This is a genomic window from Bacteroides faecis MAJ27, from assembly GCF_900106755.1.
Lineage (GTDB): Bacteria > Bacteroidota > Bacteroidia > Bacteroidales > Bacteroidaceae > Bacteroides > Bacteroides faecis.
In genome coordinates, this window is the sequence record NZ_FNNN01000033.1 from 1 (window position 1) to 23,176 (window position 23,176).

Here is a 23,176-nt window from a genome sequence, read left to right on the forward strand (position 1 = left end):
TGCAATTACCGGTAGATGCGGATGGTTACATCACCATCTTTGACGGAAAAACATTCAACGGATGGCGTGGTTACGGTAAGGACAGAGTGCCTTCCAAGTGGACTATCGAGGACGGCTGTATCAAGTTCAACGGTTCCGGCGGCGGTGAAGCGCAGGACGGTGACGGCGGAGATTTGATCTTCGCTCACAAATTCAAGAACTTCGAACTGGAAATGGAATGGAAGATTTCCAAGGGCGGTAACTCCGGTATCTTCTATCTGGCTCAGGAAGTGACTTCCAAGGACAAGGATGGTAACGATGTACTCGAACCGATCTATATCTCCGCTCCCGAATATCAGGTATTGGACAATGACAATCATCCGGATGCCAAACTGGGTAAGGACAATAACCGTCAGTCGGCTTCTTTGTATGACATGATTCCGGCTGTTCCCCAGAATGCGAAACCTTTCGGCGAATGGAACAAGGCTAAGATCATGGTTTACAAAGGCACTGTTGTTCACGGACAGAATGACGAGAATGTTCTTGAATATCACCTGTGGACAAAACAATGGACTGATATGTTGCAGGCCAGCAAATTCAGCGAAGACAAATGGCCTTTGGCTTTCGAACTGCTGAATAACTGCGGTGGTGAAAACCATGAAGGATTCATCGGAATGCAGGATCACGGTGACGATGTTTGGTTCCGCAATATCCGCGTGAAGGTTTTGGACTGATCGCGTAAATAATTCAAAGAGAGGCTGTGTTGAAAGTAAAATCAACTGGCGTTTAGTTCTGAATGACAGAATGATATGCCTGACGAACTTCTGACACAGCCTTTTCATTTTAATACTTGAACCCCTTTATCTACAAACATGAAACTCCAAATAAATTTATGTGCGTTGGCTCTTCTTTTAATGATTCCGTTTACAGCCATGGCACAGTCTAAAACAAAAGCGAAAGCAAAAGCTAAAAAAGAAGTAGCGATTCAACTCTATTCTGTCAGAGATATATTGAATAAGGTAGACAATAAGGACGGCAAATGTGACGCCGCTTATATTACTCTTCTGAAGAACTTGGCGAAAATGGGATATACCAGTGTGGAAGCCGCCAATTATAATAATGGAAAGTTTTACGACAGAACTCCCGGTCAATTTAAAAAAGATGTTGAATCTGCCGGACTGAAGGTTTTATCCTCACATTGCACAAGAGGATTGTCGAAAGAAGAATTAGCTTCCGGTGATTTTTCAAGTTCACTTCAATGGTGGGACCAGTGTATTGCTGATCATAAAGCTGCCGGTATGAGTTACATTGTAGCTCCTTGGATGGATGTGCCTAAAACACTTAAGGAGTTGGATACATATTGTGCTTATTACAATGAAATAGGCAAACGTTGCAAACAGCAGGGGATGTCGTTCGGATACCATAATCATGCTCATGAATTTCAGAAGGTAGAAGATAAAGTGATGTATGATTACATGATTGAGCATACCAATCCTGAATATGTTTTCTTCCAGATGGATGTTTATTGGGTAGTTCGCGGGCAAAACAGTCCGGTCGATTATTTTAATAAATACCCCGGTCGTTTTAAAATGTTCCATATCAAAGATCACAGAGAAATCGGACAGAGCGGAATGGTTGGTTTCGACGCTATTTTCAAGAATGCAAAGACGGCTGGTGTGAAGCATCTTGTTGCAGAGATAGAAAGCTACAGCATGCCTGTGGAGAAAAGTGTCGAGGTAAGTCTGGATTATTTGCTGGATGCTCCCTTTGTGAAAAGCTCATACGCTAAATAAGGATTGATCTTCGGAATCTCCAGCAATAGCTTTGTTGCTTGAGATAAGGCATAAAAAAAAGTCTGTGCATGCTTTAGCATGTCAGACTTTCAATTCTCTCTAGGCTGTTCTGAATTATTCAGCTACAGCTTCAGTTGCAGTGCTATCTGCATTCAAAGAGTCAGCTGCCTGAGCTGCTGCTTGTTCTGCTTCAGCTGCTGCTGCTTCTACAGCTGCAATTGAGTCAGCGATGCGGATAGAATCTTGTTGAGCTTTTGCTGCGTCAGCTGCTTTGTTACCACAAGATGCGAATGATACTGCTACGATAGCTACGGCCATCAAAACTAATTTTTTCATTTTCTTTGCTTTTTAAAAACGTAATACAATCAATTGCTTTATTAAAACGCTGCAAAGTTATGTACTTTTTCAATACGTTGTTCTCGAAAAGCCAACTATTTTTATATTTTTTTTTAGAAGCTTGTTATATTACGCCTTTATTCCATGTTTTAAAACATACTAATCGACAGCTATACTGTTATATAGATACCTTTTGATGCTTCTTTTCGGGGTCTTCTCAAATTCCGTGGGATAAAGCTGAATCTTGCTTACTTTCTCATAAGCAGCTACATTATTATTTAAGTTTTTCAGATTCTCATCCATAATGGTTTTCAGGTTATCCGGGTTGTTCAGTCCGAGGGAGTCCAATGCTTCGTAATCTGCATAAACCAGTGCTACCAGCTTCTTGTTACGTTCGATAACGAGGCTTTCAAGGATAAATGGCAGGTTGTTGAGTTTGGCTTCCAGTTCTTCGGGGAAGATATTCTGTCCGCTCGAACTCAGGATCATGCTCTTAAGTCGTCCGCGGATGAAGATATTTCCGCTGGCATCCATCGTGCCGAGGTCACCGGTGCGCAGCCATCCGTCTTCGGTGAATACTTCCTGTGTGGCTTCCGGATTCTTGTAATACCCTACCATCACGTTTTCACCGCGTACTTGAATTTCTCCGGTTTCCGCTTCCGGGTTTTCCTTGTAAATGCGTGCCTCCATAATATCCAGTACTTTGCCTGAAGATCCCAATACAAATTCATTCCAGGGGGCATAGCTGATCAGCGGTCCGCATTCAGTCATACCATAACCGATGGTGAAAGGGAATTTTATTTTGTAGAAAAACTCTTCCACTTCCTGATTCATGGCAGCGCCTCCGATAATGATTTCCTTGAAACGACCGCCCAGGGCATCTATCAGTTTTTTGCGTATCTGATTGTAAATCTGGGTGTCGAGCAAAGGAATATTTAGTGCCCACTTCATACCTTTTTTATTTATGAGTGGCTGGATGACATTCTTATATATTTTCTCGATCACCAGCGGAACTGTGATGATCAGGTTCGGCTTGACTTCTTCAAAAGCCTTCATGATAATTTTGGGAGAAGGCGTTTTACCGAGCAGGGTGACATGAGTTCCGACGGCGGTTGCGGTCAGGAAGTCGAAGGCACAACCGTAGGCATGTGCCAACGGCAGAAAAGAAAGTACTTTATCTCCCTTTTTAAGTAACTCGGTACGGATGCCGAAAGTGACATTGCCGGCAAGATTGTTGCCTGTCAGCATTACACCTTTACTAAAACCGGTGGTTCCCGATGTGTAGTTCAGCAGCATAACCTTGTCATTGGACAACGTCGTGTATTGGACGTCTTCGCGCGTGAATCCTTTCGGATATGCAGCGTGCATTTCATCGTTGAGGTGTACCAGAAACTTCTGGATGGTTTCTCCATCCCGCTGATAAAGACAGCGGAAGTCGGTGAGCGAAAAGACTCCGCGCAGTCCGGTCAGCTTTTCTTCTTCCAGGTTTTCCCAGATATTGTCGCTGGTAAACAGGAAGACGGATTCGGAATGATTGACGATGTGGTGCACATCGTTGGGCGTAAAGTCCTGTAGAATAGGGACGATGATGGCTCCGTAGGTGATGGTTGCCATATAGGCGATACACCAATGGGCATTGTTTTTGCCGATAACGGCTATTTTATCTCCTCTTCGCAGGCTGCAATATTTGAAAAGCAGGTGTATGCGGGCGATTTCTTCGGCTACCTGGCCATAAGTATAATGAACGGATTCACCATAATCGGTATAGCAAGGTAAATCCCAATTTTCCCGAAAACTATTTTCGTATAGTTTAATGAAATTCTCTTTAATCATTGCACGTTTTTTAGTGAATTGTGCAAAAATAGGAATAAACTTTCGTATCCTAAAGTGTTTTACTAATAATAATGTGTAACTTTGCAGGAAATATGCGTTATAACAGATTATGATAGATACCACTGTATTTCAAAATAAGACAGCCGTTTATTATACGTTAGGCTGCAAATTGAACTTTTCAGAGACTTCAACTATCGGAAAAATCCTGCGGGAGGCAGGAGTCCGGACTGCACGTAAAGGGGAAAAAGCAGATATCTGTGTGGTAAATACCTGTTCGGTGACGGAGATGGCAGATAAGAAATGCCGTCAGGCTATTCACCGTTTGGTAAAGCAGCATCCCGGAGCTTTTGTGGTAGTGACCGGCTGCTATGCACAGTTGAAACCCGGTGACGTGGCAAAGATAAAAGGAGTAGATGTAGTGCTGGGTGCCGAGCAAAAAGGAGACTTGCTTCAGTATTTGGGTGACCTTCATAAGCATGAAGAGGGAGAGGCATTTACTACTACCACCAAAGATATCCGTTCGTTTTCACCTTCGTGTTCACGTGGCGACCGTACCCGTTTCTTCCTGAAAGTACAAGACGGATGCGATTATTTCTGTTCCTATTGTACCATTCCTTTTGCCCGTGGACGCAGTCGTAACGGTACCATTGCCTCTATGGTGGAGCAGGCGGAACAGGCTGCTGCCGAAGGTGGAAAAGAAATAGTGCTGACTGGAGTGAATATCGGAGACTTCGGTAAGACTTCCGGCGAAACTTTTTTTGATCTGGTGAAAGCACTGGATCAGGTGGAAGGCATTGAACGCTACCGTATTTCCTCCATCGAACCTAATTTGCTGACCGATGAAATCATCGAGTTTGTTTCCCGTTCCCGTAGATTTATGCCCCATTTCCATATTCCCTTGCAGTCAGGTTGCGATGAAGTGCTGAAGTTGATGCGCCGTCGTTATGATACAGCCCTCTTCGCTTCTAAAATAAAGAAAATCAAGGAAGTGATGCCCGATGCTTTTATCGGGGTCGATGTAATAGTAGGTACGCGCGGAGAGACGGAAGCGTATTTTGAACAGGCTTATCAGTTCATTTCCGGATTGGATGTGACACAGTTGCATGTGTTCAGTTACTCCGAACGTCCGGGAACACAGGCTTTGAAGATAGATTATGTAGTTTCGCCGGAAGAAAAACATCAGCGTAGCCAGCGGCTACTGGCGCTTTCGGATGAAAAGACGCAGGCTTTTTATGCCCGTCATGTCGGGCAGACCATGGAGGTATTGATGGAAAAATCGAAAGCGGGTACTCCCATGCACGGGTTTACCGCCAACTATATCCGGGTGGAAGTAGAGAATGATGAATCATTGGATAATCAGATGATTAACGTTCGGCTGGGAGAATTTAATGAAGAGATGACAGCGCTTAAAGGCACAATTCTGATGAATGATGAAGTCTAGATTTATTTATTGGCTGGTATATAGCGGGATGTGGCTGTTTTCGGCGCTTCCCTTCCGCATGTTGTACATACTTTCGGATTTTAACTACCTGTTGATGTATCGTATAGGAAGGTATCGGCGGAAAGTAGTGCGGGAGAATCTGAAGAAGTCTTTTCCCGAGAAAAGCAAGGAGGAAAGATTGCAGATAGAACGTCGTTTCTACCGTTACCTTTCGGACTATATGCTCGAAGACTTGAAAATGCTCCACATGTCACCCGAGGACCTTTATCAGCGGATGACCTATAAGAATACGGAACAATATCTGGAACTGACCGAGAAATACGGCGGAATCATTGTGATGATTCCTCATTATGCCAACTATGAATGGCTGATCGGGATGGGAGCGATCATGAAGCCGGGAGATGTACCGGTACAGGTCTATAAACCTTTGAAAGATAAGTATCTGAACGAGTTATTTCAACGTATCCGTTCCCGTTTCGGAGGATATAACATTCCGAAACATTCGACGGCACGCGAAATTATCAAGTTGAAGCGTGAAGGCAAAAAGATGGTAGTCGGCTTGATTACGGATCAGTGGCCCAGCGGGAATGAAAAATACTGGACGACCTTTCTGGGTCAGGAAACCGCTTTTCTGAATGGGGCGGAGCGTATCGCGAAGATGATGAACTTCCCTGTGTTCTATTGTGACCTGACAAAACCCGGCAGGGGGTATTGCATAGCTGAATTTAAGTTGATGACAGAAAAGCCGAAGGAAACAAGCGAAGGAGAAATCACGGAAATGTTTGCCAATTACCTGGAACAGACGATTCGCAGGGAGCCGGCTTATTGGCTGTGGTCACATAAACGTTGGAAAGCTTCTAAAGCTGAATGTGAAAGGGGGTGATGATGAAAGTATCGGTAGTTATTCTGAATTGGAACGGGTGCGATATGCTTCGTACTTTTCTTCCGTCTGTGGTCCGCTGTTCGAAGAGCGGACAAGTAGAAGTCTGTGTAGCCGACAATGGCTCTACGGATGCTTCTGTGGAGATGCTCCGGGAAGAATTTCCTTGTGTCAGAATCATTGTGCTCGATCAGAATCATGGCTTTGCGGATGGATATAATCTGGCTTTGCAGCAGGTCGAAGCGGAATATGTGGTACTTCTGAACTCCGATGTTGAAGTGACGGAACATTGGCTCGAACCGATGATCTCCTATTTGGATGCTCATCCGGAGGTAGCCGCCTGTCAGCCGAAGATCCGAAGCCAGCGGCAAAAAGAGTATTTTGAATATGCCGGAGCAGCCGGAGGATTTATTGATAAGTACGGCTATCCCTTCTGTCGCGGGCGCGTGATGGAAGTTGTTGAGAAAGACGAGGGGCAGTATGACACAATCCTTCCGGTTTTCTGGGCGACGGGGGCCGCCCTGTTTATCCGCCTTGCAGATTATCGTGAAGCAGGAGGACTGGACGGACGTTTCTTTGCTCACATGGAAGAGATTGATTTATGCTGGCGGTTGCGTTCCCGTGGTCGGAAAATAGTTTGCATTCCTCAGAGTACGGTCTATCATGTCGGCGGGGCAACTCTTAAAAAGGAGAATCCCCGTAAGACTTTTCTGAATTTTCGTAATAATCTTGTCATGCTCTATAAGAATCTTCCGGATGAAGAGTTAAATAAAGTGATGCGTATCCGGGCTTGTCTCGATTATGTGGCAGCATTCACATTTCTGCTGAAGGGACAGTTGGACAACGCCCGTGCGGTGATGCGCGCCCGGAAAGAGTATAGACAGATTTGTCCTTCATTTTCTTCTTCCCGTAAAGATAACTTGCGAAAAACTTCTTTGAATCCAATCCCTGAACGGATAAAAAGTAGTATCTTGTGGCAGTTTTATGTGGGAGGGTGCAAAAGATTCTCTCAATTGTCGGATTTAAAAGGATAACAAAATGGAATCAAAAGTAAGAAGAGGCATCGGGCTGGTAGCGCATGATGCTATGAAAAAAGACCTTATCGAATGGGTACTGTGGAACTCGGAACTGTTGATGGGAAATAAATTCTACTGTACAGGTACGACGGGTACTCTGATTCTGGAAGCACTGAAGGAGAAGCATCCTGAAGTGGAATGGGATTTTACTATTCTGAAATCGGGTCCTTTGGGCGGTGACCAGCAGATGGGATCGCGTATTGTGGACGGTCAGATTGATTATCTTTTCTTTTTCACTGACCCTATGACACTGCAGCCGCATGATACGGATGTAAAAGCGTTAACCCGTCTGGCAGGTGTTGAAAATATAGTTTTCTGCTGTAATCGTTCTACTGCGGATCATATCATTTCCAGCCCTCTGTTTATGGACCCCGATTATGAACGTATTCATCCGGACTATTCCGGCTATACGAAGAGGTTCGAAAATAAATCCGTGGTAACGGAGGCGGTAGAATCGGTGAATAAAAGAAAAAGAAAAAAGAGATAGGTCGCTTGTAGACTGAAATCATACTTATAGTGCAAGGCTGCTTCATTGTTTTGAGGCAGCCTTCTTGTATATGGACCTGATCTTCTGGAAAGTAAGCGCAGCTCGGGACTTGCTGTCCTTTAATAAAGTGTGTCCTTCCGATCGCTATTATCGTAGATGAGAATCCCCCTATATAGGAGGGCAGAGAAGGTCGCTGATACCTTGCTCGTGCCACGCCTTTGGCACAACTGTGCCATCGCGGTGTCACAACTGTGCCAAGCGCTTGGCACAACCGTTCCCTATGGGTTGGCACAACCATTCCCATAGGTTGTCACAGTTGTTCTATCAAGTTGGCACAATCGTTCCGCCAGATTGACACAGGCGGTTCAATTATAGGTAATCGTGATTATCTGCTGCAATGCAGTTCTACACCGGCTGAGTCTATATCTGCCCCCATCGGTGGATTCCGTTTGGAAAGGCGAAGTTCTATTTCTTCGATAGCAGGAAATTCTGCGAGCAGTCTTTTGGCTATTCGTCCGCATACATGTTCCAGCAATTTGGAGGAGACGGACATTTCCGCTTTCACAGCTTCGTGTATGTCGGCATAACTGACTGTATCCGATACATCGTCTGTTTGGATAGCCTGGCTGATATCTACCTTCAATCTCAGATTGATAAGATATTCATTTCCAATGATATTCTCTTGTGGCGCTACTCCATGATAGGCGAAGCAGCAGATGTCTTTCAGTAAAATATAGCTGTTGTTTATCTTCATGTCTTTTTATTTTATAAAAAAGTAAAGGTATGGCTTTATCTGTGAGAATCTAGTCATCAACCATGTTAGGTGAATGCGGGTTTTAGTCCCATGGCAGACGTCGTGCGATGTCTATGACATGGGGAACCTCTTTATTCAAAGGTTCGCCGTTCAGTACCGTTTCATATTTCTTTAAATAGGCTTCTGCCATTACGCTTGAATTGAATAAATCTCTGGCATATTCGTGGCAGACTTTCGGAGAATACTGTGCTGACTGTATATGTTCCGCCATTTCCTGTCTGTGAGTAGTGAGAAAACCTACTTCCGGTGGAACAAGTTCGGGCAGTGCCCCGTAGGGAGTGCCGAAGACGGGAGCTCCGAAATAGAGAGATTCTGTTATAGCCAGGCCGAAAGGTTCGTGCCATGTGACGGGGAAGATCAGTCCTCTAGACTGTTCAATAAATCCTTTTTTCTTCGAATCGTCTACCATTCCATGAAAGTGAATTCGTGGATTCCACGTAAAGCGGAAGCCCATTTTGAGGTTAAGGCGATAACCGCCTAAAACGTCCAGCTGTGCATTTTTTATGCTTTCGACGACGGCGATGGCTCCTTTCATGTTTTTGACCTTCCAGGCTGCTTTGCCCAGAAAGTGATAGTTCTTTCTGGAGAGGGTGAGATTGGCGGGGCCATAATCGTCCCAGTCCAGTCCGTTGTATACGAATGATTCACTTCCAAGTCTTTGCGCATGGTTGCGTGAGACAAAAACAATGTTCCGGTCTGCATTGGCAGGGATTCCATTGCCGTGGATGGTCAGTAGGTGTGGCTTGGTAATTCCATCGGGAACGGGAATGTTGAAATGCACGAGGTCCGTATCTGCGGGGATTTGGGCATTTAAGTTTCCGGCAGGATCGAGTTCTATTACTTTTGCAAAAGGACAATAAGAGCCTTTTCCTGCGATGAAGGTAACTTTGTGTCCGCGTTTATCCATTTCCTTGCCCAGATACCACATTACTCTTTGAGTTCCGCCGTATTTTATTGATGGAATCTTATCTCCTAAGACAATTGTAATATTCATTTGTTTTTGATCTATAGTTCTTTGGAGCAAAAGTAGTAATTTATTTGATAATTGAACTTAGAGTTAATAAAACTTTGGCTTGTACTATGTTTTATTATTTGACTTTTAATAAATCCTTCTGTGCTACCAACTGTGGAATAATCTTAAGCAGGATAGGGGTAAAGAGAACACAAATGGCGAGTGTCAGCAGGAGTAGTACGCTTGCTTCTGCCCAGCCATTATGGATATAGTGCGAAACCACCGGGCTTACAAAATGTATAATCGGACCATGAATGCTGAGCGTGATTATGGAGTATCGTCCCAGATAAGAAACGATGCTCATTCTTTTTATTTTCTTACAGATCAGCATAATCATAAAGATTCCGGCAAAGGCAGCGGTGTATACCTGAAATATGTTTCCGGGGTAATTGTTGGTTCGCATTCCCGGTGTGGTAGCGGTGAAGTACATCACGACCAATGCCAGCAGAACAAACACAGGGATCGTCTTGTCGAACCGATGGCTGGGAAACAGGAAGAAATTATACCGGCGAATCCAGAAACCTGCCGCATAGAAGGGGAGGGCAGTCATCGCAACATCTATATATAGAGGAAGTTCTATGTGCAGTTTGCCTAAAAAGAATCCCGTACATCCGGTCAGTATAGTCGCTGCAAACATAAGGGGTAAATGCCTTTCACGCAGATAGTGAATCAGATAGAACAGGATATTGCAATTGAACAGAGCCAGCAAAAACCAGATGGGGGGATTGAACTTGATAAGGTCGTGTCCGTGAAAGACAAACAGTAATTCTTTCCACGATACGGGTAGGTGGAAAGTCCCCGGTGCGATTTTCCAGACAATATATTTTAGCAGGAAGGCGCTGACATAAAAGAAGATAAAGGGAATGATTAACTTATTTATCTTTCTGACAGTGAAACCGGATAATCCCTCGTAAGGCTTGAAGAAAATTCCGGAGATAAAGAAGTAGAGAGGCATACGGAAGCAGGATAACATAGAATGCTTGTCAAGCTGGTCGAAAGCGCCTCCGATATGCGCCATCACTACCAGAATAATGCAGACTCCCTTGGTTAAGTCTACAAAATCCATACGCTGATTCTGATTATCTGTCATTTATCTTGCTTTGCGTTTCTGCGCTGCAAAGATACTTGAATAATTGGAAAAAGAGGAATGAAGGGAAATAAACAATCGTCTTATGGAAGAGAAAGGGATGTGGCAAAATGCTCATCTGATTTTTTTCAGGCACGGACGACACGGATAGACACGGTTTTAAGAGATAGACTATCAAAACCGTGTTCATCCGCGTCATCCGCGCCTGAAAATATCATCATCATGAATCGTTGACTCTGTTTTTTGATTCTTTCTACAGACAGTGGAACTTCTCTCTTTATTTCTTAGGAGCCCTTCCGGTGTATTTTATCAACTCTCGTATCTTATCATTGAGTCCTTTTGCTTTCATCAACTGCTCCAAAGTAAGATGCATCCGGTAACGCCAATAATTGCGCGGATTGGATGGTACATTAATCCGTTCTTCCTGGACATTCGGATTTCTCCATTTACCGTCAATACTCAACCAGTCTTGCAGTGACAAAATACAAAGAATGGAATTGCTTTTCAGATGATTGCGTACTATCTCTTCGCACAATTCGGGAGTGGCAACTGTCGGTGCAGTTCCGTAATGTCCAAGCATCGTGTTATAATAACGCTGTGTCTGCAAATAATCTTCTTCCCACCAGCCGCGCAAAGTTGACATGTCATGAGTGGAGATAGTGCAGACAGACCGATATGGATATTCATTTAAATATCCGAACTCGTGCATCGGATTCTTAGGCATCCGCTGAATCTCCAGACTGAGGATACGAAGGTCATTCATGACGGATGGAACGCAGTCCGGAATCATTCCTAAATCTTCTCCGCAAACCAGCATGCGTGTCGATTGTGTCAGTTGTGGCAACTTCTTCATAGCCTGCTGGCGCCAGAACTCATTGTGGCGATGGTAATAATACTGATCGTATAACTTGTTAAACGCATTCTGTTCCTGCTCACTAAGTGAACGGAAAATAAAGTCGCGTTGTATTCCGATGCGGGGATGATATTTATCTTTTTCCTTTGTATCCGGCACGAACAGGACATCACTGATCAATGTATACAGCCCATCCCGAATCCAGATACTGTTTTCATCATTCTTTCCTGCAAAGAAGCTTTCCACCTTCCGTTGAGTTTCGAATTCCGGTTTCATGTGATAGACACCGGATGTCTCGGAAGGACTGAGAAATGTCTGTTTCACATAATCGGTATGCGGGCCGAATATCTGTCCGAGAAAGGATTCATGAATATAGGGCATCAGATATTCCTCCCGGAAGGGAAGGCCGTAACTTTCGATTTCTTCCTTACTCATAGGGATGGAGGGAACGAACTGTCCCAGCAATCCATGCACGGCATGCATCGGGATTTCCCAAATACGGAAGAAACCAAGAATATGGTCAATCCGGTATGCATCGAAGTATTCCGCCATTTTCTGAAAACGCTTCATCCACCAACGATAACCATCCTTTTCCATAACGTCCCAGTTGTAGGTAGGAAATCCCCAATTTTGTCCGTTTACAGAGAAGTCGTCGGGAGGGGCGCCCGCTTGTCCGTTGAGGTTGAAGTAATGCGGTTCTGTCCATGCTTCCACACTATTGCGGCTGATACCGATCGGAATATCTCCTTTGAGTGCGACACCGTGTTCGCGGGCATATTTCGTAGCGGCTACCAGTTGCAGGTGCAGATGAAACTGAATATAAAAATAGAGTGCGATATGCGGATAATCTACAGATTCCGGCTGACACATCTTCTCTATATCTTGAGCATTATAAACAGCATGTCTGGGCCATTCGCGGAAATTAGGCGTCTGGAAGGCGTCGCGCAAATAACTGAAAACCGCATAAGGCTGCAGCCATTCCTTGTTGGCTTCAAAGAATTCTCCAAACTCTTTGGAAGCCAATACTTTTTTTCCTTCCTGCTTGAAGATCAGGCGGAAGTACTCCCATTTGGTTTGATTGACAGCTTCATAATCAATCGCCGGCAGACTGTTAAGTTCTTTCTGTCTTTGATTGAACTTGGCTGAGGCTGCCTTATCTTTTAATGTCCCCATCTGCTTTATATCCGCATACATCGGATGGAAAGCATAAATGGAAATACTGTTGTAAGGATAAGAATCGGTCCATGCATGAGTCATGGTAGTATCATTGATCGGTAATATCTGTATTACCTTTTGTTGGGTACTTACGGCCCAGTCAATCATACGTTTCAAGTCTCCGAAGTCTCCTACTCCGAAACTTTTCTCTGACTTCAGTGAAAAAACAGGAATCGCTATACCGGCTCCCTTCCAGACTGGAATATCGAAATAAGCATATCGGTCGGAGATGACCAATGTCTCATTTGTTTTTAACTCCGGGTCGGCAAGATAACGGTTGGGATTGTTTTCCCAGCAGTCCGCTTTCTTTTCTTCTTTATGATAGAGTATGAACTTGTATTCCAGCGGGAATTTCAGCTTACTTGCATCCAGTTCGATCTGCCATTCCGGAAAGTTTGCGTCGCTCATAGGGATAGCTTTGTCCGGGTCCCAGTTTCCTAATGCTTTCTGGTTTCCGCAGATAGCCAGGCAGTAGTCTTTGTTGATGCGTGGGGCGTATGCCTTGATCACCAGCCCTTTTTTATGGCAGGGAGGAACCTCCGCTCTGTCGGGATGAGCCAGTAAGGCTTCCGTAAAGGCGGAACTGTAGAAGTAGACTTGCTCGGGGATATTTTTCCAGCAGTCTTTGATCTGATACTTCTTTTTAGAGACACCGGATAAAAAGAGGCGTCTTGGAAAACTGTCCCATTCTTTACGGATGATGAGTTGGTTTTGTTCTATCTGGTAGCTGTAATTGATGGTCATTCCTTCTTTGGGAACTTCCAGTTCCACGTCTGCCGTCCAGTATATACCGTCTGTGGTATGCATGGGGACGGATTCCGGCAGTAGCCCGGCAATCCTGACTTCTTCTCCCCAACTGGTACGATATTCGATATTAAATGATACAGTCATATATATTAGATTTTGATTGGATACTAATGACTATGCAAGTATAAGACATTTTTTTGGATAAAAAATAAAAGGAGCCGTTTTCGGACTCCTTTTAATCTTTTGTTTATATATTAATTAACATACGACCGATGTTAACCGCATCTGGAAGCACCACAAGTGGTACAGATCAGACAGCCTTCCTGATAGACCAAAGTTTCATTGCCGCAATTCGGACATTTCTTCCCTTTGGCTTCCGTTCCGTCCTGGATATATTTCTTCAATGCACGTTCTACACCGTTTTTCCAAGTATTGATACTTTCACTGTTCAGTTGCAGAGAACCTACCAGTTTGATCACCTGTTCAATCGGCATCCGGTAACGGAGTACGCCGGAGATCAGCTTCGCATAGTTCCAGTATTCTTTGTTGAACTTCTCTGACAAGCCTTCGATAGTTGTCTTATATCCGCGTTTGTTTTCGAACTGGAAGTCATAACGCTTGGTTCCGTCTTCGTCTACATTCTTGATGATACGTCCGGTAGTCACGCTCTTCGGCAGCAAGATACCTTCATCGTCATCCTGCAAACCGGTGAATATCTCGTAAGGATGTCCGTCCAGCAGTCCTACGAAGGCCACCCACTTTTCTTTGTTGTTCTGGAAACGGACCACGTCAGCTTCCAGTACTCTTGGGCGTGTCTCCACTACCGTAGGCGGTTTGCAAGGAGGAAGTTCGGCTTTCTTTTCCGATTTGGTTGAAATCAAGACTCCCGAACGTGAACCGTCGCGGTATACCGTACATCCTTTGCAGCCGGATTTCCATGCTTCCACATATAAGCGGTTGACAAGGTCTTCGTCTACATCGTTCGGAAGATTGATGGTTACGCTGATAGAGTGGTCCACCCATTTCTGGATTCTTCCCTGCATCTTCACTTTCATCAACCAGTCTACATCATTGGAAGTAGCTTTATAATAAGGTGACTTGGCTACCAATTCATCAATTTCTTCCTGAGTATAACGTTTGGCGGGATCGTATCCGTTAGCTTCCATCCAAGTCACGAACTTGTGGTGGAATACGATATATTCTTCGAATGCGTCGCCTGTCTCGTCAACAAAGTCAACATGTACGTTCGTATCATTCGGATTTACTTTTCTTCTACGCTTGTAAACAGGCAGGAAAACCGGTTCAATACCGGAAGTCGTCTGTGTCATCAGACTGGTTGTTCCTGTAGGAGCAATCGTCAGACAGGCAATATTACGACGACCGTATTTCTTCATTTCTGCATACAGTTCCGGATCAGCTTCGGCCAGACGCTGAATGAACGGGTTGTTCTGTTCGCGTTCGTTGCTGTATATTTCGAAAGCACCACGTTCTTTAGCCATTTCAACAGAAGAACGATAGGCACCGAGAGCAACTGTTTTGTGTACTTTCTCTGAGAATTCGGTCGCTTCTTCCGTTCCGTAACGCAATCCCAAAGCAGCAAGCATATCGCCCTCCGCAGTGATACCTACACCCGTACGACGGCCTTGACCGCTCTTCTTGTAGATTTTTTCCCACAATACACGTTCGGCACGTTTCACTTCTTCGTTTTCAGGATCGGCGTTGATCTTATTCATGATCCGTTCGATCTTCTCCAGTTCAAGGTCGATGATATCGTCCATGATGCGCTGAGCTAAAGCCACGTGTTTGTGGAATAGATCGAAATCGAAATAGGCATCCGGCTTGAACGGATTTACTACATAAGAATACAGGTTGATGGCCAGCAGACGGCATGAGTCATAAGGACACAATGGAATCTCGCCGCATGGATTGGTCGATACCGTCTTGTAACCTAGGTCTGCGTAGCAATCGGGCACAGACTCACGGATGATGGTATCCCAGAACAGGACACCGGGCTCTGCTGATTTCCATGCGTTATGCACAATCTTCTTCCATAGCGTGGAAGCATCTATTTCTTTAGTGACAGTCGGATTTTCTGAATCGATCGGATATTGTTGTATATAAGGTTTCCCTTCAACGGCAGCCTGCATGAAAGCATCGTCCAGTTTGACGGAAACATTGGCTCCGGTTACTTTACCTTCCGTCATCTTGGCATCGATGAAAGCTTCCGAATCCGGATGTTTGATAGACACACTCAACATCAATGCACCGCGGCGACCGTCCTGGGCAACTTCGCGGGTAGAGTTGGAAAAACGCTCCATGAACGGAACGAGACCGGTAGAAGTCAGTGCTGAATTTTTAACGGGAGAACCTTTCGGACGGATATGAGATAAGTCGTGACCTACTCCTCCACGTCTTTTCATGAGCTGTACCTGCTCTTCGTCTATTTTGATGATAGCGCCATAAGAGTCTGCTGCGCCGTCTACTCCGATTACGAAGCAGTTGGATAGTGAAGCGACCTGATAGTCATTACCGATACCCGTCATCGGGCTTCCCTGTGGAACGATGTACTTAAAGTGATCCAGCAGATCGTACAGTTCCTTGGCTGTCAATGCATTCGGATACTTTGCTTCGATACGCGCTACTTCATTGGCAATTCTCCAATGCATGTCTTCCGGGGATTTTTCATAGATGTTTCCGAAAGAATCCTTTACTGCATACTTGTTTACCCAAACCCTTGCAGCAAGCTCGTCGCCTTGAAAATATCGTAAAGATTCTTCGAAGGCTTCGTCATAAGAATAAATTTGTTTTTCCACGATCCAATGTGTCTTAGATTTTATTATTTAATAAGTAATGTGTAGAAGTTTACTTATCACTAACAAATGTGGTTGCAAAGCTAAGAATGTTTTTTCATCTATCAAAATAAAAATGAAACATTTTATCAACAGGCTTTAAGTTTTCCGTTTGTTATTGTTAAGTGATTGATTAACAGTTGAATTTGTATTTTGTTCACGGCTTTAAGTTTTCCAAAAAGAAAATTAGAATCTTTCATTGGATATAGCGAAATAATATTTCTTTTTATATCTTTGCAAAAAAAAGATATGTTTGAGACCGTAAAGAACAGAAGGACAGTCAGGAAATACTTGCAGAAAGATATTGCTCCTGATTTGTTAAATGATTTGCTCGAAACCTCTTTCCGTGCTTCTACGATGGGAGGGATGCAACTTTATAGTGTTATTGTGACCCGTGATGCGGAGATGAAAGAGAAACTTTCTCCCGCTCATTTTAATCAGCCGATGGTAAAAGGAGCGCCTGTCGTGCTCACTTTTTGTGCCGATTTTCGTCGCTTTAGTAGATGGTGTGAGCAGCGAAACGCTGTTCCGGGCTACGATAATTTAATGTCTTTTATGAATGCGTCAATGGATACTTTATTGGTGGCGCAGACTTTCTGTACCTTGGCAGAAGAAGCAGGATTGGGGATTTGCTATCTGGGCACGACTACTTACAATCCGCAAATGATTATCGATACGCTTCAATTGCCTGAACTGGTGTTTCCTATTACGACTATCACAGTAGGTTATCCGGATGGTACTCCGGTACAGGTAGATCGTTTACCTCTGGAAGCTGCCGTGCATCAGGAAGTCTATCATGATTATACTCCCGAGGACATAGACCGCCTGTATGAGTACAAGGAGTCGTTACCGGAAAATAAACAGTTTATAGAAGAAAACAAGAAAGAAACTTTGGCTCAGGTATTTACGGATGTACGTTATACAAAGAAAGATAATGAATTTATGTCTGAGAATTTACTGAAAGTGCTTCGTCAGCAAGGATTCTTATAATAAGTATTAGGTATTAAGTATCAGGTATTATCCATGCAGATTGCTCCGCTTTGCTTTATGCAGCTACGGTTAATACCTGATACTTGAATTATTTCTTCTTCAGTAGTGATTCTATTTCCTGTACTTCAGCCTGGAAACTCTTGTCTACTTCCAGTTGACCTTTCACGGTTTTGCAGGCATGCAGTACTGTTGCATGGTCTTTGTTGCCAATGAACTTACCGATCTTCGAAGTCGAGAAGTCCGTATAATTTTTAGCCAGATACATGGCGATCTGACGTGCCTGAACCACTTCTCTTTTTCTGGATTTGGTGTGAATAGCCGAAGCTTCCAGGTCAAAGTGTTTGCATACAACTTTCAGAATATCGTCAATGGTTACTGCTTTTGTTTCGTTGTGAACTACGCCGTGTACAATATGTTGGGCTAAATCCAGGTCTATTTCTTTATTGAAAATAGTAGAACGTGCCATAATGGCGATAACGATACCTTCCAAGTCACGTACACTCTCATTTACATTTTCAGCGATATAGTCGATCACTTCCGGTGGGAATTGTAGACCGTCGCGGTGTATTTTGTTCCGCAAAATGTTTTTGCGGAGTTCGACAGTCGGTTTTTCCAGTTCCGCCACCATTCCCCATTTAAAGCGCGTTAACAGACGTTCTTCCATTCCCTGCAATAATACCGGAGCACGGTCAGAAGTCAGTATAAGCTGCTTTCCGTTTTGATGTAAGTGATTGAAGATATGGAAGAATGTATTTTGAGTTTTTGTTACTCCGGCAAATTCCTGAATATCATCAATGATTAATACATCAATCGTTTGGTAGAAGTTGATAAAGTCGTTAGTCGTGTTGTTACGTACAGAGTCTGTATATTGCACTTGAAACAGATGCGCCGAAACATACAGTACTCTTTTATCGGTATATAATTCTTTAATTTTAGTACCGATCGCGTTTGCCAGGTGTGTTTTCCCCACTCCGGATGCTCCGTAGAGGAACAATGGATTGAAGGCAGTACCTGCTGGATTTTGCGCAACCGCTTCTGCTACGCTTCTTGAAAGTTTGTTGCTGTATCCTTCTATAAAGTTCTCGAAATTGTAATTCGGATTCAAGTGCGGGTCTAAATCCTGAACAGCCGGAGCTTTCAGAAAGCTGGGCGCCTTGTTGCCGTTGGTGATACTTTTAGGGGTAACAGCTGTAGAACGATTGCTTGCTTCGAGATTCACGGTTTGATTCGGAATCGAAGTCTTGTCGACCATGACGTTATACATCAACTTGGTGCCTTCGCCAATAGCTTTGTACAATGTCTTTCGTAGCAAATCCACGAATTTCTCTTCCAGTATTTCATAGAAAAACTGGCTCGGGATCTGTACGATCAATGTTTTGTCCTCATATTTTAATGGAACAATCGGAGCAAACCAAGTATTATATGTCGTCTCTGGAACATTGTCTTTAATCACTTCGAGACAGCGGTTCCAAAGTACAACATGATTTGATTCAATCATAGTGACTTTAATGCATTTATTAAATTAAGCGAAACTTCTACGTTTGCAAAATTGGGAATCTTATTTGGAAAAAACAAATTTGCTTTTTCTTGTTTTTTTCGGGCAAACAATAATGTGTTTACTTTCAATGACTTATATGATTGTGTTGGAACACTGTCTGTTTCCCCTCTCTTGCAAAATTATAAGTATCTGTATGTTAGTTGTTTATCGTTTTATTTCAGCTCTTTTATATTTCCCGTACCTGTTTGTACGGGAATATTATTTCGGTCTGTAGATAGACTTTTGCAGAGGTTATACTCCCTTTTATACAACGTCTGCTTATTTAGATAAAATCTATATAAGGAAGATTTTGCTACTTATCTTTCTTTCCGAATAAAGAGAAATGAACGTACCGTTTGGGGTGTACTTTCAGGTCTTCCAATAAGCTTGCCGCATTCTCTGTAGTAGCGTTCAGATTGTTGTATAAAGCAGGGTCGTTGAAGAGCAGTCCGATCGTGTTATCTTTGCTGTTCAACTTCTCTGTAATCATTTTTACGTTAGCGAGTGTCGCGTCAACTTTTTGGAAAATTGCACTGTAGTCTATTTCCTTCAGGTTTCCGCTGATAGCTACAAAATTATCTCCGATGGTATTGAGCTTGCCGGTCAGCTGAGGAATGTCCTTGCTCATGAGTCCTTTCATCTGCGAGCTGACTACAGCGAGATTGGCCGTAGTCGTTTCGATAGAGTGCAGGGTAGAAGGAATACTCTTGTCGCCTACGATGTTGTTCAGTGAGGTGAGGATAGAGTCCAGTTTGGGCAGCATACTCTCAATTTGCGGCATGAGTTTCGCTACACTTTCCATCATTCCGTTGTTCAGTGTTCCGGGAATGGTGTCTCCTATAGCATATTTTTCACGCGGGTTGTTGGCCAGAAGGATATTCATGCGTACGCCTCCCATCAATTCGGATACAAGCTCTGCGCTACTTCCTTTCGGGATGCGCAGTTCAGTGTCCAGTTCAACTTCTACAATCACATTTCCGGGATTTACATAATCATATTCGATGTCGCGCACAATACCTACACGAACACCATCTGCAAATACAGGGCTCGATTTGGTTAGTCCGTTTACATTTTGAAATTTGGCATAGAAATAACTTGAAGGCTGAAACATATGTATACCTTTCAACCAATTAATTCCATAGACAAGTACGCATAATGCTACGATACCTGCAATTCCTATTCGAACTTCTTTTGTAATGTACTTCATTTTATTTTCTATTTATTTCTTCTTTTCTTAAATTCGGTTATTGCTTCGTTGACATTCATCTTTTCTCCGTTCCGGAAGGCTATGATGAATGCGTCTTTGAATTGTGCCGAGATAGTACGCTTGGTGCGTAATACTTTGTTATAATCGCTGGAAGCGCCATACGTATATTTGTACAGTCCTCCTTCTTTGTAATACTCTGCATCTTTGAGTCCTTTTAGTCGTTTGTCATTTTTCGTAAGAGGTTTCGAAGAGGTGAGTATCTGTATCTTAAACGTTATTTCGCTGTCATTGGTTGCGCTCTCTGAAACAATAGGGCGTTTGGGAGCTGTTTTTGCGGTAGTGGCGGGCGTTTTAGCTTCAGCTATCAGTTCTCTTTGCTTCGGAGTGCTGTCCACTTCTTCGGAATCTTTTTGTGTCTGGGCAATCTCCGGAGCGTTTGTTGATGGTTCTTCGGTTGGGATGATCGTTTTGCTGGCTCCGGTCAGGCGTATTTCCTGCTCCCTTTTGTAGTTTAAGAAAGCGTGATAGATACCTTTGGCCATCGTGTTGGCTCCGGCTTCCGAGTTGAGATAGCGTTCTTCTTCCGGGGTTGAGATAAATCCTAGTTCTACCAGGATACTTGGCATGGCGCTCGCTTTCAGAACCAGAAATCCTGCCTGATGTACTCCCCGGTCTACCCGTCTGCAGGTATGTCGGAACTGTTTTTGCACAAGTGATGCGAGATGTACGCTTTGTTCCATGTATTTATCCTGCATAAACTCGAAGATAATGTAGGATTCTGCCGAATTCGGATTGAAGCCGGCATATCTGGTTTGATAATCGTTTTCGTAAAGGATCACCGAGTTCTCCCGTTTGGCTACTTCCAGATTTGCATCCGATTTGGCCAGACCCAATGTCCATGTAGAAGCACCTTTGGCGGTGCGGTTGTTTGCCAGAGCGTTGGTATGGACAGAGATAAAAAGGTCGGCTTTTGCATTATTGGCTATTTCTGCCCGTCGGTCCAAAGGAATAAAGACATCCCTGCTGCGGGTATACACCACTTTGACGTCATCGCAGTTTCTTTTGATCAGGTTTCCCAGTTTCAGTGCAACGTTAAGATTGATGTTTTTCTCTTTGGAGATTTTTCCTATGGCGCCGGGGTCATGACCTCCATGTCCGGCATCGATAACTACTACGAAATCTTTCCCCCATAAATTGCCGATACATAGGGGAGAAACAAGTAGCCAGAGGCAGATTGATATATATAATATGTAGGTTCTATGCGGTTTCATATTTAAATACGGTGCAAATGTAGTAGAATTTTGCAGAAAACTCATGATTTACAATTAAGTTTTGTGTTTTTTTCGGTTTAATGGTAGCTTTTCTCCCGAAATCTCTGTTACTTTGCACCTCTAAGAAAAAATATACGACGATGCTTAAGTTTTTGAAGAATTGGACGTTGCCTATTGCGATGCTGGTAGGTGCTGTCGGTTATCCGATATTTATCTACTTTTCTTTTCTGACCCCATATCTTATCTTTACGATGTTACTGCTGACTTTTTGTAAGGTATCACCGCATGATTTGAAGCCTAAACCGCTGCACGCATGGTTGTTGCTGATTCAGATCGGGGGTGCTTTCCTTGCTTATCTGTTGCTTTATCGCTTCAATAAGATTGTAGCGGAGGGAGTAATGGTGTGTATTATTTGCCCTACGGCTACGGCTGCTGCAGTGATTACTTCAAAGTTGGGAGGAAGTGCGGCAAGTCTGACTACTTATACATTGTTGGGTAATATCGGTGCTGCTATTGCGGTGCCTGTTCTTTTTCCCCTGATAGAGGTAAATCCGGATGTAAGTTTTTGGGGAGCATTTCTGGTGATTTTGAGTAAGGTGTTTCCGTTGTTGATCTGTCCTTTCCTTGTGGCGTGGTTGTTAAATAAATTTTTTCCTGTAGTGCATCAGAAGTTGCTGGGATATCATGAACTGGCTTTTTATCTGTGGGCTGTTTCTTTGGCTATCGTGACAGCTCAGACATTATTTTCATTATTGAATGATCCGGCGGATGGTTTTACGGAAATAATGATTGCGGTCGGAGCTTTGATCGCTTGTTGCTTGCAGTTCTTTTTAGGGAAAACTATCGGATCGGTTTATAATGACCGTATTAGCGGTGGTCAGGCATTGGGCCAGAAGAATACAATTCTTGCGATATGGATGGCGCATACTTATCTGAATCCGTTGTCTTCCGTTGCTCCCGGTTCGTATGTCCTGTGGCAAAATATTATTAACAGTTGGCAGTTGTGGAAAAAGAGAAAAATGAGATAAAATGCTACCATTTCCATGATGTTGATAAGGGCTGTTTTGTCAGCGAAATAGAGAGGGGAAAAGGTTTTGTTTTTCAATCCGCTGTTTGAGTTGTTCCGGGTATTTGATGCGCCATTCAATAAGGCGTATTTCAGTGTTTAAAAGTCCTATTGCTTCATCAATAAGATGCAAATAGGGCATTTTTTTCTTGCTCAAACCGTGTACGATACGATTTAAGACGATACAAGCCAAAAGAAAAATAACGTAGTAATACGTTATAATCCTGTTCGTTAATAGAAAAATCGGCTATGTGGGTAGCTAATTCTTCAATAGCTTCTGCCAATTCGGATGCAGAAACTTTACGCTGTGAACATTCCGATAACAAACGGAAAAATCTCTGGTCTAATAAATTCTTCATTTATCTATAATAATTGCATTTACAAAATTTGAATTGATTTCAGAGAAGTCATCTATCACATAATCTGCTCCTTGGTGTAATAATTGATATTTTTTATGATTTCCACGTGTTACTCCACAAGTTCTACAACCAGCATTTTGCCCCATTTGAATATCATAGATATTATCATTGCCAAAATGATAATAATGTAATTCTATGCTTTCTTTGAGGGCATTAAACTGATACATATAATAGATAATAGGAAAGATATGCTTTTAAATATGAAATTCTCAACAATAAATAATCCTATGACCACATTTGCGACGGCTACGCTCAATAACCCCCAATTTAACTTTGTTACTTCT

Annotated in this window: 20 protein-coding genes; 8 read left to right on the forward strand and 12 right to left on the reverse strand. The window is 43.3% G+C overall.

Features of this window, described 5'->3' with window-relative positions; translation table 11 throughout:
* Both BLW31_RS20945 and BLW31_RS20950 read left to right on the forward strand, forming a co-directional pair.
* A partial coding sequence (locus BLW31_RS20945; protein ID WP_074759665.1) for a 3-keto-disaccharide hydrolase occupies positions 1-713 on the forward strand: 713 nt, incomplete at its 5' end.
* Between the two features lie 138 nt (positions 714-851).
* Positions 852-1,772 carry a sugar phosphate isomerase/epimerase family protein gene (locus BLW31_RS20950; RefSeq protein ID WP_029425709.1) on the forward strand — a complete coding sequence of 307 codons (921 nt, stop codon included), beginning with the start codon at positions 852-854 and terminating at the stop codon, positions 1,770-1,772.
* A gap of 114 nt (positions 1,773-1,886) precedes the next feature.
* On the opposite strand, the gene BLW31_RS20955 is transcribed toward BLW31_RS20950, so the two are convergent.
* Together BLW31_RS20955 and BLW31_RS20960 are read right to left on the reverse strand one after the other, a co-directional pair.
* Complete coding sequence (locus tag BLW31_RS20955; RefSeq protein WP_008763944.1) at positions 1,887-2,108, reverse strand: hypothetical protein; 222 nt, start codon at positions 2,106-2,108, stop codon at positions 1,887-1,889.
* Positions 2,109-2,267: 159 nt separating this feature from the next.
* On the reverse strand, positions 2,268-3,941 hold the full coding sequence (locus BLW31_RS20960) for a long-chain fatty acid--CoA ligase (protein WP_010539390.1): 1,674 nt from the start codon (positions 3,939-3,941) through the stop codon (positions 2,268-2,270).
* 109 nt (positions 3,942-4,050) lie between these two features.
* Here BLW31_RS20960 and mtaB point away from each other — a divergent pair, with 109 nt between their 5' ends.
* The 4 genes from mtaB to BLW31_RS20980 are packed head-to-tail and all read left to right on the forward strand — an operon-like array spanning position 4,051 to position 7,825.
* On the forward strand, positions 4,051-5,382 hold the full coding sequence (mtaB, locus tag BLW31_RS20965) for a tRNA (N(6)-L-threonylcarbamoyladenosine(37)-C(2))-methylthiotransferase MtaB (RefSeq protein ID WP_010539389.1): 1,332 nt from the start codon (positions 4,051-4,053) through the stop codon (positions 5,380-5,382).
* Entirely contained in the window at positions 5,372-6,265 is an 894-nt protein-coding gene (locus tag BLW31_RS20970) for a lysophospholipid acyltransferase family protein (RefSeq protein ID WP_029425708.1), read from the forward strand. Before mtaB ends, BLW31_RS20970 begins: the two co-directional genes overlap by 11 nt.
* Before the next feature lie 2 nt (positions 6,266-6,267).
* A complete protein-coding gene (locus tag BLW31_RS20975; RefSeq protein ID WP_029425707.1) occupies positions 6,268-7,296 on the forward strand; it encodes a glycosyltransferase family 2 protein in 1,029 nt (342 codons plus the stop codon).
* Positions 7,297-7,300: 4 nt separating this feature from the next.
* Positions 7,301-7,825, forward strand: a complete 525-nt coding sequence (locus BLW31_RS20980; RefSeq protein ID WP_010539386.1) for a methylglyoxal synthase — start codon at positions 7,301-7,303, stop codon at positions 7,823-7,825.
* Positions 7,826-8,210: 385 nt separating this feature from the next.
* On the opposite strand, the gene folB is transcribed toward BLW31_RS20980, so the two are convergent.
* From folB to BLW31_RS21005, 5 genes are all read right to left on the reverse strand, one after another.
* Complete coding sequence (gene folB / locus BLW31_RS20985) at positions 8,211-8,579, reverse strand: dihydroneopterin aldolase (protein ID WP_010539385.1); 369 nt, start codon at positions 8,577-8,579, stop codon at positions 8,211-8,213.
* A gap of 82 nt (positions 8,580-8,661) precedes the next feature.
* Positions 8,662-9,633: a glycosyltransferase family 4 protein gene (locus BLW31_RS20990; RefSeq protein ID WP_010539384.1), complete on the reverse strand. Its 972-nt coding sequence runs from the start codon at positions 9,631-9,633 to the stop codon at positions 8,662-8,664.
* Between the two features lie 94 nt (positions 9,634-9,727).
* Positions 9,728-10,741: an acyltransferase family protein gene (locus BLW31_RS20995; RefSeq protein ID WP_010539383.1), complete on the reverse strand. Its 1,014-nt coding sequence runs from the start codon at positions 10,739-10,741 to the stop codon at positions 9,728-9,730.
* Between the two features lie 274 nt (positions 10,742-11,015).
* Positions 11,016-13,697 carry a 4-alpha-glucanotransferase gene (locus BLW31_RS21000; RefSeq protein WP_010539382.1) on the reverse strand — a complete coding sequence of 894 codons (2,682 nt, stop codon included), beginning with the start codon at positions 13,695-13,697 and terminating at the stop codon, positions 11,016-11,018.
* 131 nt (positions 13,698-13,828) lie between these two features.
* On the reverse strand, positions 13,829-16,366 hold the full coding sequence (locus BLW31_RS21005) for an adenosylcobalamin-dependent ribonucleoside-diphosphate reductase (protein WP_010539381.1): 2,538 nt from the start codon (positions 16,364-16,366) through the stop codon (positions 13,829-13,831).
* A gap of 285 nt (positions 16,367-16,651) precedes the next feature.
* Here BLW31_RS21005 and BLW31_RS21010 point away from each other — a divergent pair, with 285 nt between their 5' ends.
* Entirely contained in the window at positions 16,652-17,392 is a 741-nt protein-coding gene (locus BLW31_RS21010; RefSeq protein ID WP_010539380.1) for an NADPH-dependent oxidoreductase, read from the forward strand.
* 88 nt (positions 17,393-17,480) lie between these two features.
* Here the strand turns inward: BLW31_RS21010 and dnaA are convergent, their stop codons facing one another.
* From dnaA to BLW31_RS21025, 3 genes are all read right to left on the reverse strand, one after another.
* Positions 17,481-18,890 carry a chromosomal replication initiator protein DnaA gene (gene dnaA / locus BLW31_RS21015; RefSeq protein WP_010539379.1) on the reverse strand — a complete coding sequence of 470 codons (1,410 nt, stop codon included), beginning with the start codon at positions 18,888-18,890 and terminating at the stop codon, positions 17,481-17,483.
* 352 nt (positions 18,891-19,242) lie between these two features.
* Positions 19,243-20,136, reverse strand: a complete 894-nt coding sequence (locus BLW31_RS21020; RefSeq protein ID WP_010539378.1) for an MlaD family protein — start codon at positions 20,134-20,136, stop codon at positions 19,243-19,245.
* Between the two features lie 8 nt (positions 20,137-20,144).
* Positions 20,145-21,407 carry an N-acetylmuramoyl-L-alanine amidase family protein gene (locus BLW31_RS21025; protein WP_029425706.1) on the reverse strand — a complete coding sequence of 421 codons (1,263 nt, stop codon included), beginning with the start codon at positions 21,405-21,407 and terminating at the stop codon, positions 20,145-20,147.
* A 140-nt stretch (positions 21,408-21,547) separates the two neighbouring features.
* On the opposite strand from BLW31_RS21025, the gene BLW31_RS21030 reads away from it, so the two are divergent.
* The gene (locus tag BLW31_RS21030; RefSeq protein WP_010539376.1) at positions 21,548-22,435 is read left to right on the forward strand and encodes a transporter; all 888 of its coding nucleotides are present in this window, start codon (positions 21,548-21,550) and stop codon (positions 22,433-22,435) included.
* Positions 22,436-22,592: 157 nt separating this feature from the next.
* On the opposite strand, the gene BLW31_RS21035 is transcribed toward BLW31_RS21030, so the two are convergent.
* Together BLW31_RS21035 and BLW31_RS21040 are read right to left on the reverse strand one after the other, a co-directional pair.
* Positions 22,593-22,832 carry a hypothetical protein gene (locus BLW31_RS21035; protein WP_010539375.1) on the reverse strand — a complete coding sequence of 80 codons (240 nt, stop codon included), beginning with the start codon at positions 22,830-22,832 and terminating at the stop codon, positions 22,593-22,595.
* A complete protein-coding gene (locus BLW31_RS21040; RefSeq protein ID WP_010539374.1) occupies positions 22,829-23,059 on the reverse strand; it encodes an HAD family hydrolase in 231 nt (76 codons plus the stop codon). The genes BLW31_RS21035 and BLW31_RS21040 overlap by 4 nt, the downstream gene beginning before the upstream one ends.
* Between the last annotated feature and the right edge of the window lie 117 nt (positions 23,060-23,176).